The organism is Limnohabitans sp. DM1 (assembly GCF_001269385.1).
Classification (GTDB): domain Bacteria; phylum Pseudomonadota; class Gammaproteobacteria; order Burkholderiales; family Burkholderiaceae_C; genus Limnohabitans_A.
On record NZ_CXOO01000011.1, the window covers coordinates 123,280 to 137,666 of the forward strand.

The 14,387-nt window shown below is 54.3% G+C and carries 11 protein-coding genes; 3 read left to right on the top strand and 8 right to left on the bottom strand.

Translation table 11 applies throughout. The features are described 5' to 3' along the window. Nucleotides 1–24: 24 nt before the first annotated feature. Nucleotides 25–621, bottom strand: a complete 597-nt coding sequence (locus AMM33_RS03800; protein ID WP_090138969.1) for a GbsR/MarR family transcriptional regulator — start codon at nt 619–621, stop codon at nt 25–27. 236 nt (nt 622–857) lie between these two features. Here AMM33_RS03800 and AMM33_RS03805 point away from each other — a divergent pair, with 236 nt between their 5' ends. Further along, a complete protein-coding gene (locus AMM33_RS03805; RefSeq protein ID WP_090138970.1) occupies nt 858–1,913 on the top strand; it encodes an alkene reductase in 1,056 nt (351 codons plus the stop codon). Nucleotides 1,914–2,014: 101 nt separating this feature from the next. On the opposite strand, the gene AMM33_RS03810 is transcribed toward AMM33_RS03805, so the two are convergent. The 5 genes from AMM33_RS03810 to AMM33_RS03830 form a co-directional block, all read right to left on the bottom strand. After that, complete coding sequence (locus AMM33_RS03810) at nt 2,015–3,427, bottom strand: DUF2130 domain-containing protein (protein WP_090138973.1); 1,413 nt, start codon at nt 3,425–3,427, stop codon at nt 2,015–2,017. A 162-nt stretch (nt 3,428–3,589) separates the two neighbouring features. After that, nucleotides 3,590–6,220 carry an AAA family ATPase gene (locus AMM33_RS03815; RefSeq protein WP_090138975.1) on the bottom strand — a complete coding sequence of 877 codons (2,631 nt, stop codon included), beginning with the start codon at nt 6,218–6,220 and terminating at the stop codon, nt 3,590–3,592. A gap of 63 nt (nt 6,221–6,283) precedes the next feature. Next, on the bottom strand, nt 6,284–9,556 hold the full coding sequence (locus tag AMM33_RS03820; RefSeq protein WP_090138977.1) for a type I restriction endonuclease subunit R: 3,273 nt from the start codon (nt 9,554–9,556) through the stop codon (nt 6,284–6,286). Between the two features lie 36 nt (nt 9,557–9,592). Then, entirely contained in the window at nt 9,593–10,894 is a 1,302-nt protein-coding gene (locus tag AMM33_RS03825) for a restriction endonuclease subunit S (RefSeq protein WP_090138979.1), read from the bottom strand. Continuing rightward, the gene (locus AMM33_RS03830) at nt 10,891–11,109 is read right to left on the bottom strand and encodes a hypothetical protein (RefSeq protein WP_194945213.1); all 219 of its coding nucleotides are present in this window, start codon (nt 11,107–11,109) and stop codon (nt 10,891–10,893) included. The genes AMM33_RS03825 and AMM33_RS03830 overlap by 4 nt, the downstream gene beginning before the upstream one ends. 47 nt (nt 11,110–11,156) lie before the next feature. Here AMM33_RS03830 and AMM33_RS03835 point away from each other — a divergent pair, with 47 nt between their 5' ends. Next, nucleotides 11,157–12,362, top strand: coding sequence for an IS4 family transposase (locus AMM33_RS03835; RefSeq protein ID WP_255350670.1), 1,206 nt, complete (start codon nt 11,157–11,159; stop codon nt 12,360–12,362). 352 nt (nt 12,363–12,714) lie between these two features. Then, nucleotides 12,715–13,539, top strand: coding sequence for a hypothetical protein (locus AMM33_RS03840; RefSeq protein ID WP_228767944.1), 825 nt, complete (start codon nt 12,715–12,717; stop codon nt 13,537–13,539). On the opposite strand, the gene AMM33_RS03845 is transcribed toward AMM33_RS03840, so the two are convergent. Both AMM33_RS03845 and AMM33_RS03850 read right to left on the bottom strand, forming a co-directional pair. Continuing rightward, nucleotides 13,540–13,866, bottom strand: coding sequence for a type II toxin-antitoxin system PemK/MazF family toxin (locus AMM33_RS03845; RefSeq protein ID WP_194945214.1), 327 nt, complete (start codon nt 13,864–13,866; stop codon nt 13,540–13,542). It lies immediately after the preceding gene. Further along, the gene (locus AMM33_RS03850) at nt 13,863–14,081 is read right to left on the bottom strand and encodes an antitoxin MazE family protein (protein ID WP_090138983.1); all 219 of its coding nucleotides are present in this window, start codon (nt 14,079–14,081) and stop codon (nt 13,863–13,865) included. The genes AMM33_RS03845 and AMM33_RS03850 overlap by 4 nt, the downstream gene beginning before the upstream one ends. Nucleotides 14,082–14,387: the final 306 nt, after the last annotated feature.

Consider the following 14,387-nt stretch of genomic DNA (forward strand, 5'->3'; position numbering starts at 1 on the left):
GTCCATGGTGGCTTTCTTTGGGTGTCAAGCGCTGTCGCGTGTCTGGCTGATGACCGGTGCTTTGTTACCGCGACCGGTCAGGCGGTCTTTGAATTCGAGCACTTTGGTCACCGTGGTGCCCATGCTCATGAGCTGCATGGCGGTCTCGGGCGCGAGCTTTTGCACGTCGTCAAACCAGGTCATGAGGCGGTCGATCAGGTCGTGCATTTCGCGCATGCGCTGCTGAGCATGTCGCTCTGCGTCGGTGCTGGGCGTCTCCAACAAGGCGGATCTCAGCATGCTCAAGGTGGGTTCGATTTCACGGCGGCGACGCTCCTCGGCCAGCACCCGAAAGATTTCCCACACATCTGCCGGCGCCTCAAAGTATTCGCGCCGGTCACCCGTTTGGTGACGCAAACGGACCAGCCGCCAGGCCTGCAACTCTTTGAGGCCCATGCTCACGTTGGAGCGCGAGAACGCCAGCGCCTCGGCAATCTCATCGGCGTTCAAGGCCTGCGGCGACACATAGAGCAGCGCGTAAATCTGACCCACGGTGCGGTTGATGCCCCACTTGCTGCCCATTTCACCGAAATGGGCGATGAACTCGCGGTTGAGGGCGGGAATTTGGTCTGAAATGGTCATACCGCAATTCTAGCCTCGCCTTTTGAATTTTCAGTAATGACTGAAATATCAGGAAACATCATAGGGTTATCCCTTGTGCATCGAACGAAGCCCGCGAGATGCGCAAGCGTAACCAAAGGCGCTGAAGATCGACGCCATCGAAACACGCTGGCCTTGCAATCGGCTGTTTGATCACCAATTAGCCACTCGGTAGCAATTTTTCTTACCGATCTTCAACCTTGATTCAAATAATTCCTATGCTGTTTAGCCCTCTTCAAATCGGCTCCGTTGCCCTCGCCAACCGCATGCTCATGGCACCGCTGACCCGAGCGCGTGCCAGTGCAGGGCATCTGCCCAATCCGCTCATGGCCGAGTACTATGCGCAGCGCGCCAGCGCCGGTCTGATCATCACCGAGTGCACCATGATTGCCGAGAACACCTCGGCCTTTGTCAACGAACCCGGTATTTACAACGCCGCACAAATCGAAGCCTGGAAAGAAACCACTGCCGCTGTTCATGCCAAGGGCGGCAAAATCTTCATGCAAATCTGGCACGCCGGCCGCGCCGCACACCCGGCCAACAATGACGGGGCTCCGATTGTTTCGTCCAGCAAACTGCCGCTCCAGGGCGATGCCCACACCGCGCAAGGCATGTTGCCCCAAGCCACACCCCACGCCTTGCTGGAAAGCGAAATTGCCACCATCGTGCAAGCCTTTGCGCAGGCCGCCAAAAACGCCATGGCTGCAGGTTTTGACGGCGTGGAAGTACACGGTGCCAACGGCTACTTGATTGATCAATTTCTGCGCGACAGCGCCAACCAACGCAGCGACAGCTACGGCGGCACATTGGAACAACGCGCACGCTTCCTGTTTGAGGTTTTGACCGCCGTGTGTGCGGCCATCGGCAGCGACCGGGTGGGCCTGCGCCTGTCGCCCCTGAACAGCTACAACGACATGAAAGACAGCGACCCGCTTGCCTGGACAGCCTACCTGGCCGAGCAACTCAACCGCTTTGATTTGGCCTACTTGCACATCATGCGGGCAGACTTTTTTGGCCTGCAAAAAGCCGATGTGATGCCCCTTGCACGCGCCCACTACAAAGGTGTGCTGATTGGCAACATGGGATACACCCCAGCCGAGGCCGAGGCGGCCACCACCGAAGGCAAGCTTGACGCCGTCGCCTTTGGCAACGGCTTCCTCGCCAACCCCGACTTCCCTGCCCGTGTGAAAGCGGGTGCGGCCATGAACGTACCCGACCAAAGCACCTTTTACACCCCCGGCGCCAAGGGCTACACCGATTACCCAACGCTGTAATCAACGCTGAAGAAAAAAAGCCCGAACTGGGAACGGTTCGGGCTTTAAGCGGATGTGGAGCGGGCTGAGGGGTGTTACCTCAGGGCGCATTGAGCGCCGTCTCAGTCGGGGATGTTCCCCGGCAACTCTGCAAACTTGGCCGCCATCGTGGGGTTGCCGCGCGTCAGCTTCTTGATCGTCAAGTCGTCGGCCTTGTCGTTGGCCAGGCGCAAATTGTTGGCTGACTTGTGCAGCGCTTCCTTGGTTTTTTCCAGGTCCTTGATGGCTTCGTCAATGCGTTTGACGGCTTCTTCAAAGCCCTCAGAGGCCAGACGCCAATTGCGGTCAAACGCCGTCTTGAATTCGTCCAGCTGGGATTCAAACTTGGTGATGTCCACGTTCTGCGAGCGCACCAGGGCCAGCTCGGACTTGTACTTCATCGCGTTCAAAGCGGCATTGCGCAGCAGCGTGATCAGGGGCACAAAGAACTGGGGCCGCACCACGTACATCTTGGGGTAGCGGTGCGACACATCGACGATGCCGCTGTTGTACAACTCGCTCTCCGGCTCCAGCAGGGACACCAGCACCGCGTACTCGCAGGCCTTTTCAGTGCGGTCTTTGTCCAGCTCTTTCAGAAAATCTTCGTTCCGCTTCTTGGTGGCCGTTTCGTCGCTTTCGTTCTTCATCTCAAACATGATGGAAACGATCTCGGCACCCGACTCGTCTGAGTCGCGAAAAATGTAGTCGCCCTTGCTGCCGTTGCGGGCGTCGTTGTCTTTCTCAAAATGCGCCCGTTGAAAAGCGGCTGCACGGATGCGGTTGAACTCGATCTCGCAGTGCTGCTCCAGGGTTTCACCCACCATCTTGGTCGACAGCCGCGCCTTCATGTCGCGCAGGCGCGCAATCTCGCCATCGCGGTCGCGCAGCTGCAAGGCGAATTGCTCCTTGATAGCTTTCTCTTCCAGCTGGTTTTTCACGGTGATGAGGCTCAGATCATTTTTGAGGCCATCGCGCTCGCGAGCGACCACACCCACGGCCTCGTTCACAGCCAATTGACGCGCTGTCTCGGTGGCCGCCAGCTTGGCTTGCAGCGCCTGAATTTCGGCGTCCTTTTTGGCGGCTTCGGCCTGCAGCGCATGGGCCAACTTGGCCTCGGCCAACTGGGCTGCCGCTTGGCTGCTGTTGCGCGCCCTCTCCTGTTCGGTCTTCAGCTCGTTGGCCAACTGATCGCGCTCTTTGCTCACCGTGCTCAAAGCCTCCGTCACCGCCAGCTTGCGCGTCACCTCGCCCGCGTCGAGCTGGGCTTTCAGCGCCTGAATCTCCGTGTCTTTGGCCGCCGCTGTTTTTTGCAGCGCATTGGTGACATTGGCCTCGGCCAAAGCAATCGCGTCGCGCTTTTCCCGCTCGGCCAGCTCCAGCCGCTCGTGCAACTGCTTTTCAAAGTCGCCGTCGCGCACCTGCTTGAGGATGTCGGCGTATCCCGCCTCGTCGATCTTGAAGGCTTTGCTGCAGTGGGGGCAGATGATTTCGTGCATGTTGGAGATGGTCTTATTGTTAGTTGAACTATGTATCTGACTGAGCATACCGGCCTGTAGTTTGAACCTGGCCCGCCCTTCGGGCACCAACCCAATGTCGATGAAGTCCTAACTGAATGCTGCAGTTAGAGTTTGCGCTTATCTAACGCGGAAAGAAGAAAATCAGCGCCTCCGCTGTAATTCGGTCAAACCCGCATCAAGAGCTGTTGCCGCCTCGACAATTCGTCGCACGGTTGCCCTATCAAACTCGTTGTCACGCTGAGCATCATGTGTCCCACTGTTGAGGTAGCCCCATTCAATCGAACTACCGTTGATCCCCAAGAGATCATCAAATGCAGCCAATACAGTGGGCATTGCCGCGTGTGGATTTGGTATGCGCCCCAAAGCGGAACGCAGCTTGGAGCACTTGTTGTTGAGCTCCCAATTTGCTCTTGGTCCTCCGAGTTTGAGTTCCAGTCTGCCATCCCCCTGCTTTCCCAGCCACGTCCACAGACGATCGGTAACGCTTTCGATGGCTGGCCTCGAATGGCGTAGAGCATCCCGTTTTTCTTCGGCAGCCAAAGCGGCTTGGGCTAGCAGGACGTAGTTTTTGGTGGGTGGATTGGTATCAACACATAGGTGGTGCCCCCCTTCATGAGGAAGGAACTTATAGACCTTGATAAGCTGAGCCCGCTGCACACCCAACTCTTGCTGGATTCGGTGCAAAAACTCCTCAGCATGCGAAGTCAGGATGACTTGCTTGTCGGTAAGCAGATTCTCTTCAAAAAAAGTTCGCCAAATACCATTTCGGTGTTCATCGTCAATGGCGTTCACTACATCATCGAAGATCACAACTGGGCAGCCTTGTTCGATGTTCTTCGCCAGCAATATGGCCAATCCCAAGCATTTAATATGGCCTTCGCTGAGAATGATCAACGCGTCATAGCGGACCCCAGGTTCTGCGGTAAATTCAATCTCGATCTTGCCGTTTTCCGCAAGCGGGAGCCATAAAGCGTGAAGCAGATCAGCTGGTGGATCGTCTCGATTAAACGCGTTGTACAGATCTCGAGCGCGTTGCCCAAGACCTTGCAGGAGTAGGGCTGGCAATCCATCCAAATAGAGCTTTAAAGTCATTAAAAATTCGTCGTAGCTATCCCTGATCACTCGGTGATGGGCAATAACATTTGCCTCTGCGGCAACTTCGGCCACTAACTCGCGATTTGCTTCTTCAAACTGCGCCACTGCCGCGTGAGCTTGCTGCAATGCTTGCTGACTCGTAGCACGGATGGTCCGACAGTGCTCAATCTCGGCACGATATCCGTTGAGTCGATCACGCTCTGTTGCAAGTTCTTGACGATGAGTCAGAATTTTTTGACTTTCGACATCGCGTTGCTCAACGATATTGACTAGCTCCAACAAGGTCTGCCATGCGCGGTGACTGTCATCCACCCAGGGCTGCAGCCACAAACCGTCGGCGGCGACTGGTAACGGCGGCAGATTCGCGAGGTTGAGTTTTTCTGGACAGACGGTAGCAATGGCGCGGATGGCCGCAGACATTGTTGCGAGCAACGTTTGCAGCGCGCTGTTCAAAGCCAATCGGTATTGTTGTTCTTGGCGCTGGATTGCCGCAAGCTCTGCGAGTTGCGCCAAACCAGCTCGCGCATTGTCAAATGGGTTGATGGAAACCTGACTCAGATCGGTTCCACAAGCAGGACATGCCGTGGCTCCTTCACTTAATTGCAGTACAGCGGTGTAAAGCTGTGTATACGAAACATCCCCGGCACGAGCGGCTAGTTGACTGGTTGCTGCTCGCAGAAGTGCGTCTATACGATACGTCTCTGCAAGTGCACTCTCGAGTTCTATTCGGGTAGTGCCGAATATCTGTGGCGATGCGGCGTCGAGTAACCCTTGAACATAAGGTAGGCGCCCCTGTGTCTGTGTATTTCCAAATAGCCAATCTGAAACCTCGTCAAATGATTTGCCCGGCCATATGCGTTGCGCCAGCGCGGACTCGTCGCGGTCCAGTTGCGCGAGTTTCTCAGCAGACGAGCTGATAAGTTGCTCTGAAGCCGCCAACTGAGTCCGGCGTGCTGCGAGTGTCAGGCTCTTGATCCCCGAAAGGTTGAGGTTCTCGTCAAGGGTTGGGTTGAAGCCTCGAACGAACTCGTTGAACTGATCCACCCCAAACAATGTGGCAATTAGTTGACGCTGGTCCCCGGGAGTCCTTGCTGCGATCCGAGCGAAGTCATCAAGACGATTTTTCTCGATGAAGCAGAATCGATACGCATCTTCATTGGCTGCAACTACAGCCGGTGATGCATCGCCTGTGCGTGATGTCAAGATTGGCATCGTATGACTGCGAAGGCGAGCGTTGTTGCAGTACACGCGATGGTCTATTCGTTTGACCTTTGCTTCGCTGATAGAGCCCAGCATCGCTGCTTCCAGTGCTTCGCAAAAACTACTCTTTCCTGTGCCATTGGCCCCGTAGACGAGTGTTGTGTCTCGGCTGAGATCAAAGGTCTCTTGGCGCATGAAACCGCGAAACGGGCCCACTGTAAGGCTATGCAAACGCCCCATTTGTCGCTCGTTCCCACCTGGCAACACGCTCTGCTGAATCTCCGCTGTGGTTGCAAGCAGATGGTTTATTGCGATTGGAGCCAGTCGCACAGAACGCGCACGTCGTGCTGTGCCGACTTCCGCGAGATGATCAAGATTAGCAAATACTAAATTTGCCATGCGCTTCACATTGTCCGAAATAGAAGATCCGGATAGTGATGTAAGAAACCGCTGATATTCAGAGCGAACTGATGCCATGAAAATCCTTATGAAATATCTCTATGCCCTGTGCCACAAAGGCCAGTTAAGCCTTCACTGTCTTCAACGATTCCCACCCTGCCCCTGCACCAGCAGATCAAACACAATCCGCGCAAAGTTAGCAGCTTTGTTTGGGTCGGCCAGTAGCTGCATCATCTGGTTTTGGTGGGCGTCGCTGCTGTCCATGATGGCGTCGTCAATGGCCTTCGAGAAGTCACCCAGCAAGGCCTGCTCGGGCGAGTTGTTCTCGATCTGCTTCATCACCTTGATGTTCTCGCCCACCTTGTCGCGGATCGTGTAGGCGTAGTTCACCATGTCTTTGTCGGTGAGCTGGTCGGTCACAAACACCTCGTTCAGGCGGTTGATGATCTGCGACAGAAACTCTTCTTGTCTGTCCTGCGGCTTGGCCGTACCCAGGCCTTCGCCGGGCACCAGCTTATGGTTCTCGCTATTTTCTTGAAGTACCAAATCCTGCTGTCGTATCTTGGCCACGCGGTAGTGGCTGAGCAGCACGTTGCCCAGGTCGATGTCGTCTTCATCCAGCAAGGTTTCGCGCAACATGGGCCGCAGGTTGCGGGCGTACAGGCTGAGCTTTTCAAGATCGGTGTCGTCGTAATCCACGATCTGCGACATGAACTCGTAAAAGCGCACAAAGGTGCCTAGGTCTTTCTTGAAGATTTCGAGCGCGTCTTTTTCCTTCTGGCATTCCTTCAGGCTTTTCTCGGCGTTCGCAATCAGCACCGCATCGCCCGTTTTCTGCGTGCGCTCAAACATCTCTTTGGCGATCTTGAAAGCCTCCACCGCCGATTTGTAGCGCAGCTGCCAGCGTTGCACCGCTGGCTTGCAGATGTTGGCAATCGCCGCATTGCTCTTGTTCTTCACATAAAACGCGGTGCAGAACTGCTCCACTTCCTGCCAAGTAAAAATGCCGGCGGCACGCAGCTTGTCTTGCAGCGCGAAGATCAGGTTCGGGTCGGACACATCCAGCAGCTCAGCGGTCTGGAAATACGGCTGAAACGCTTCCAGAATTTCGTCCGGCTCATTGAAGAAGTCCAGCACAAAGGTGCCCGTCTCGGCCTTGTTGGGGTAGGTGCGGTTCAGGCGCGACAGCGTTTGCACACACTCCACCCCGGCTAGCTTCTTGTCCACATACATGGCGCACAGCTTGGGCTGGTCAAACCCGGTCTGAAACTTGTTGGCGACGATCATCACCTGGTAGTCGTCCGAATCAAAAGCCTTGCGCATATCGCGGCCCTTGAGGTTCGGGTTCATATTGCTTTCGGTGAACTTCTCGCCGATCAGGCCCGCTCCACTCGGATCTTTGTCGGTGAACTCCACCTCCCCCGAAAACGCCACCATGGCGCGAATCTTGTGGTAGCCCTTGTCCGCGATGTACTTGTCAAAACACTGCTTGTAGCGCACCGCCTCCTTGCGCGAGCTGGTGACCACCATGGCCTTGGCCTGCCCACCCAGCAAGCCCATCACGTTGTCCTTGAAGTGCTCCACGATCACCATCACCTTCTGGGCAATGTTGTGGTCGTGCAGGCGCACCCATTGGTTCAGCTTCACCTTGGCCCGCTTGCTTTCCACTTCTGAGTCAGCGTCTTGCACCTTCAGGGCCAGCTTGTAGGCCACCTTGTAGTTGGTGTAGTTCTTCAGCACATCGAGGATGAAGCCCTCCTCAATCGCCTGGCGCATGCTGTACACATGAAACGCCTCTGGCTTGTTGGTGCTGGACGCCACCTCGTCCGGGCGCGGCAAGCGGCCAAACAGTTCCAGCGTCTTGGGCTTGGGTGTGGCGGTAAAGGCAAAGTAGCTCAAGTTGCCCGATGCACGGCGTGCAGCCACCGTGGCGGCGATGATGTCGTCGCTGTCCAGCTCCTCGGTGTCGTCCCCAGCTTCCTTCATCAGCACCTCTTTGAGCTGCCGCGCCGTCGATCCGCTTTGTGAGGAATGCGCCTCGTCGGCAATGATGGCGTAGCTGCGGTCTTTGAGGCTCACGCTGTTTTCAATCGCCTTCAACACATGGGGAAAGGTCTGGATGGTGACGATGATGATGGGCTGGGCCGACTCCAAGGCTTCAGCCAGTTTCTCTGACTTAGAGCCATCGCCTTCCTTGTTGTTGATGCGCCCCACCACGCCATCGGTGTGTTCAAACTGGTAGATCGTGTCTTGCAATTGCGCGTCCAGCACCGTGCGGTCAGTCACCACAATGACCGAGTCAAACTGCTTCTTGCCGTCAAACTTGTACAGCGACGAGAGCTGATGCGCCAGCCAGGCAATCGAGTTGGACTTGCCCGAGCCCGCGCTGTGCTGAATCAGGTACTTATGCCCCGGCCCCTCGATGCGCACCGCCGCCAGCAGATTGCCCACCACGTCCCACTGGTGGTAGCGCGGGAAGATCAGGCTTTCCTTCTTGTACTTGCGGCCTTCCCAGTCTTCCTTGTCCTCAATCTGCAAGTGCACAAAGCGGGCAAGGATGTTGAGCAGGTTGTCCGGCAGCAGCACCTCGTTCCACAGGTAATCCGTGGCGTAGCGGTTGATGTCGTACGGCACACTATTGCCCGCGCCGCCGTCGTGCGTGCCTTTGTTAAAGGGCAGAAAGTAGGTGCCCTCCCCCTCCAGTTTGGTGGCCATGTACACCTCATACTGGCTCACCGCAAAGTGCACCAGCGCTCCGCGCTTGAAGGTCAGCAGTGGCTCTGCTTTTTTGGCCACCGGGTCGACAGGCAGGCGCGTGGTCTTGTACTGCCGAATGGCGCGGTCCACCGCCTGTTTGAATTCACTCTTCAGCTCCAACGTGGCCACCGGCACGCCATTCACAAACAGCACCAGGTCAATGCGCCATGCCTTGGCCTTTTTTGCGTCACTGTTTCCTGCCTCAAGCAGGTGAGCATCCGTCGCCCACGGGCTGTACACCAGCTCTGGCACCACACGCAGGCGGTTTTTGGCATAGCGGGCCAGCGTGTCCGGGTTCAGGTCGTGCTCTGGCTTGAACTGGCACAGCGACAAGCGGGCATTGCGGTCGCGCAGCTCGTGGCGCAGCACGCCCAAAGTTCCAAAGGTGCGGCTGTCCTTGTGCGTGGCATTCGGGTCGGCTTTGCCCAGCTGTGCGGCAAGCAGTTGCAAAAACTTCTGCTCTGCATCCTTGGGGTGGTTGGCGCAAAACTTTTGCCACTGCGCGTCTTGCGTCTCTTGCACAAAGCCCAGCGCATCCTCGGGGTACAAGGCCAGTTCGCGGTTGTACTTGTCCGGCGAGCCGAGCAACCAGCCATTGGCCAACAACTGGCGAATGATGTCGTCTTGAAAGATGCGTTCGGTGGCTTGGTCGCTCATGGTCGAATTGAGATTTGGCTGTGTGGGTGAAGGCAGTCAGGCGGCAGCTTGCCAGTCGCGGACGTCGATCTTTCCGGTGACGGCGGCAGAGATCAGGGCGGTGCGGCGTTCTTGCATGAGCTCAATTTGTGCCTGAGCTTGCAGAATGATTTTGTCGAACTTAGCGTTTTTTTCTTGCAGATATTTGGCGATTTCGATTGCTTCTGATAGCGGAGGTCTGGTTATTGGGAGGTTCTCGATAACCTTCATTCCAATGTTCTGCTGTGTTCCGAAGCTCCAACTGATTGCGATTGCATCAGAAAAATTCCGCGAACGCATAAAGTTCAAAACAAAATACGGATAGTTCAACTCATTGCATCTAATGGCAGCGAGTGGCGACCAAATGTTGAAGACATCATCCGTCTCGACAATTGCTGTCACACCTGTTGTCGCACCAGACTTGACCATATAAATATCGAATTTTTTTGGCGAGTACTTCTTCGAAAAACGTTGATTGTCTGCGTCAGAAATATGCGCGCGAATTTTTTCAAAATCAATTTGACCGGACGAAACAGCTTCTGCTGACACAAAGGGGATACCGGCATCAAAAAACTCGGGCGTTTCGTGCGGGCCATCGGTTATCGGTGTTGAAACAATGTGCTTGATTGCATGCACATCCCAATGTGCAGGGACTTCACCCAGCCACTCCACGCCGGAGTCTTTCATCGGGGCGTTGGGGTTGAGGCCTTTGGTGACGGCGTGGCTGATGACGGCTTGCCGCTTTTCCTTGAGCAAGTCAATCAGCCGCTGCTGCTTCTCAATCAAGGCATCAATCTTTGCCGTTTCGTGGTCAAGGAAGGCTGCAATTTTTTCCGATTCAAAACTTGGAATAGGAACATTCAAAAGACCAATAAAGTCCCAGCTTGCCCGTGGCATTTTTGAGCCATAGGTAGAAGAGTCAACCTGCTTAATGAACTCTTCTGTCAACGTGAAGTAATGCAAAAACTTGGAATCTACTTTTCTGCTGGTCATAACCAGGAATTCGGAAGAGCAAATTCCTGAAAAATCGGCCAACCATGATTTGGCAAGATACGGCCTTAATTTCCCGAACAGGACGTCGCCAATTGAAAATACGTTTGATATTCCTTCAGGGGTAACTTCTTCGGTGGCAATGAACTTCCCGCTATTTGATTGAACGTTTTCCAGCCCAACATATCTTTCTTCGTTACGCGGGGCCACTTTTTTACCAGCGAGCTCGCTGGCAAATTTCAGACGAACACAATCCCAATCACAAGGAATATTGCCCAACCACTCCACACCAGAATCCTTGTACCCCGGATAAGCCTTGTACAAACTCATTCCGCGTCCCCCTCGCCCACGTTCGCCAGATAAAACTCATGCAGTTTGGCCTGCAGCAGTTTCTTGTCCGGCCACAGGGTCTGGCGGCAATCCACCGAACTTAAGATATAATTATTGACGCAACTCATTGATTTAATTGAAGTTTTTCTTATTTTCTCTCGCCGCAACATGACAACCACCATGGTAAGAAAATATAGGGTTAACCCTTGGGTCATCGCCTCTTGATGACCTGACCTCTGTCTTTGCCAAGCTGGGTCAGTTCATACACAGCACCGCCTTTGCAGATTTGGCCCGAGGTGCCCAGTCCACCGCCTTTGTTCGCCAACGCAAACTGCCCCTGCCTTGTCTCGTGGGCGCTTTGCTCAGCCAACGCTCTCAATCTCAGCAGCTGATGCTGGACTCGTTTTTCGCCAGCTTGGCCGGTCACCCAGGCCTGCAGCGCGGCGCCTCTGATCGCGCCTTTGCCCAAGCACGCAACAAACTCAAGCCCGCAGCCCTGACCGCTTTGAATGCTCAATTGCTGGACCTGGCTCAAGCCAGAGACTGGATGCCGCTTTGGCATGGCTTGCGTGTGGTGGCCGCAGACGCCTCTGTGTTCATGCCCGCCACCCGTGCGTGTCACCGAACGCGCCTTGCGGCACATCCCGATCAGCGCTTGTTTGGCCTGTATCTGCCCGGCCCTGAGCTGTGTCTGCATGCCCAGCTCTACGGCCCTGAGACTGGCGAGCGTCAGATGCTTTTTGAGAGTCTGCACCACCTGCAAGCCAATGATGTTCTGGTGCTTGACCGGGGCTATCCGGCCGCTTGGTTGATCGCCCTGTTGCAGCAGCAAAGCATCCGCTTTTGTATGCGCTGCGACAGTGACAGCGGCTTCAAGGCGGTGCGCGAGTTCTTGCGCAGCGGCACCAGCGAGGCGATGGTCACCCTGAACATGCCCAGCACTGAAGATGCCAAGGATTACGAGTTCATTCGCCAAGCCCCGCGCGTGCGACTGGTGCGTTGTGTCAGCTCCAGCGGCAAGGTGCGCGTGCTGCTCACCAACATGGATGCACGGGCGTTTCCTGCTGAGGTTTTTGGGCAGCTGTACCACCAACGCTGGCGCATCGAAGAAGCCTTCAAACGCCTTAAGCACCGCCTGAAAATCGAAAGCGTCAGCGGCCTGAGCCAGCAAGCCTGTGTCATTGATATCGCCGCCAAAGTGTTGGCCGACAACCTGGGCGCTTTGCTCAGTTACTGTGCCCGTGGCATGCAAGAGCGCACTGATCGAATCTGCAACCGCAGCTACGCGGCCAGCCTGATGCAACGCATGCTGCCCCGTTTGCTGTTGCTGCCTAGCGCCCTTGCGACGTGCATCGCCCAGAGCATCGAACTGCTCAAGGGCAATCTGGTGCGAAGGGTTGAAGGCCGATCTCGGCCACGACCTGCGAGCAAAACAAAGCCGCATCCGCATTTGGCTTACAAGGCGTAGAGGCTTATGTTCGGTGGATTGGTGCGTGAGTGGGTTGGTGTACGTGAGCTTGATTTGCCTCTTGAGTGTGCAGGCAATAATCCCCACTGCAATGGCCAGTTGTCTAATTTCAGTTCAACTACAACTGGTATCGGGATACGCGTTAATTTTGATAATGACAAATCATTTTTTCTGACTTCCCTCCCTGTAACTTTCTATAAAATTCGCTGACGCATTTATATGAAGGAAATGACAAAAGTCATGAATTATTAATATTTATAAAAATGCAGAAAAATTTTTATACATTTATTTTTCAAGACTTTTTCAGCTTCTAAAATAAAGAAACCATAGGGATAAATTTTTTAAAATAATTATGATGGCTTTACCCTCTTTCAACAACACAAATCGTGCGAAGCAAAGCGTTAAGCCGCGAATCCTAGTACTTGAAATCAGAGACAAGAATCAACCTGAAGCTAAGGTGTTGGGCTTGCTGGTTGTCGAGAGGGAGGAAATATACCGCCGTGACCCTCGTGACGGGGAAATCTATGAGGCGTCGATTCGGCTGTTTTATCAACGTATTACCGGCAGATTTTCACAAGGCCTTAGTGGAAGAGGTCGGTTCGATGGCAGCTACTCGCGCAGTTTCAATTCAGTTTCAGTAACGTCATCTTCAATGTCAAAAGGGGCTTTGTTTTTAGATTTACCGGGACTGTATGGCCAGCGGGTCGGAACTTACCTCATGAATGAAATTGTCCAATGGGTGCAACAGTGGCCGGATGCATCAGTCAACAGCATTGAGTTGCTTGCTGGCCAAGCCCATGAAAAAAATAAAACCCGACGTAATCGTTTCTATGAGCAGTTCGGTTTTGTATTTGACTACACCGACCCTGAGCAGCGAGAAGGTCGGTCTCGCAGCACATCAGCGAGTGCTCTGGTTCAAATCGAGACGTGGAAACAGAATATCGTTGAACATCGAATGCTCGATTATTTAACAGATGTGCTTAACGCTCAAGAACACGCCAGCTCGAAATTAGAGGGTTGTAAACGTGCTTACGCACAACGGATCGCTGAGGAAAGACAGGCAATGGCCAAACCCATTCGTTGGGCATTAAGACAGTTATACTACCAATACGCCAGTACCATTTACGTTGTGCTTATCTTGATAGTTTTTGTTGTCATCTTATTTCTGAATAAATAATCACTTGGCAATACCCAAAAAGACCGCCAGACACCGCTCAATCTCCACCATCGTATCTGTGTCAATGTGACCGAATGCTGGCCCTACCTTGTCCAACTTCACAGTCACAGTCTTGTCAATCATTACCTGTGACGGCTTCTGCAAACCGTTCCCGTCGCTTGGCTGAACAGTAATGCGCAGGAGTGGAGCGGCAACAAGCGTGCTCGACACGGGCAGAACTGTAACTGTGGCGTGTTCGCCGAATTGGTCGGCCTGAATGACCAAGGCTGGCCGAGGTTTTCCGAAATCGCCTTGCATAGCGATGGTCACAAAATCACCACGCATCATTCATTCCAACCATCCATGTCAGCTAGAGCCTCATCCATGAAGTGCTGCATATCAGCGTCGACCAGGTCGGCCTGCGCGGCAAGATGGCACTGGCGGCGGCATTCCTCTGCAAATTCTGGCCGCCGCGTATCCGGCACCCAAATTTGAACTGGTCGCAACCCGGCCATGCGCAGGGCGTCGCGGTGCCTTTGAACTCGTGAATTAACGTGTTCCATGATGGCCTCCTTGGCGTTACATGCAACATTTTATGCGTCACTGCTGTTACATGCAACTTCGCTTGAAGGCTGGCAGCGTAACCGATGCTGACACTGCAAGATTTTTTGCTGCAGATATGCCATAGTTCTCACCGCTGATAAAAAAGGAAACCAGCTAATGAATGTTATTCAAATTACCGATGGTCTCTGGTGGGTCGTTGACAATAGCGGTACCGAATTGGCGGGTCCCTTTAATAGCCAGGCGCTGGCTTTGAAATGGATCGAGGACCAAACTGACACTGACACGCAAAATTATCCCAGCGAACG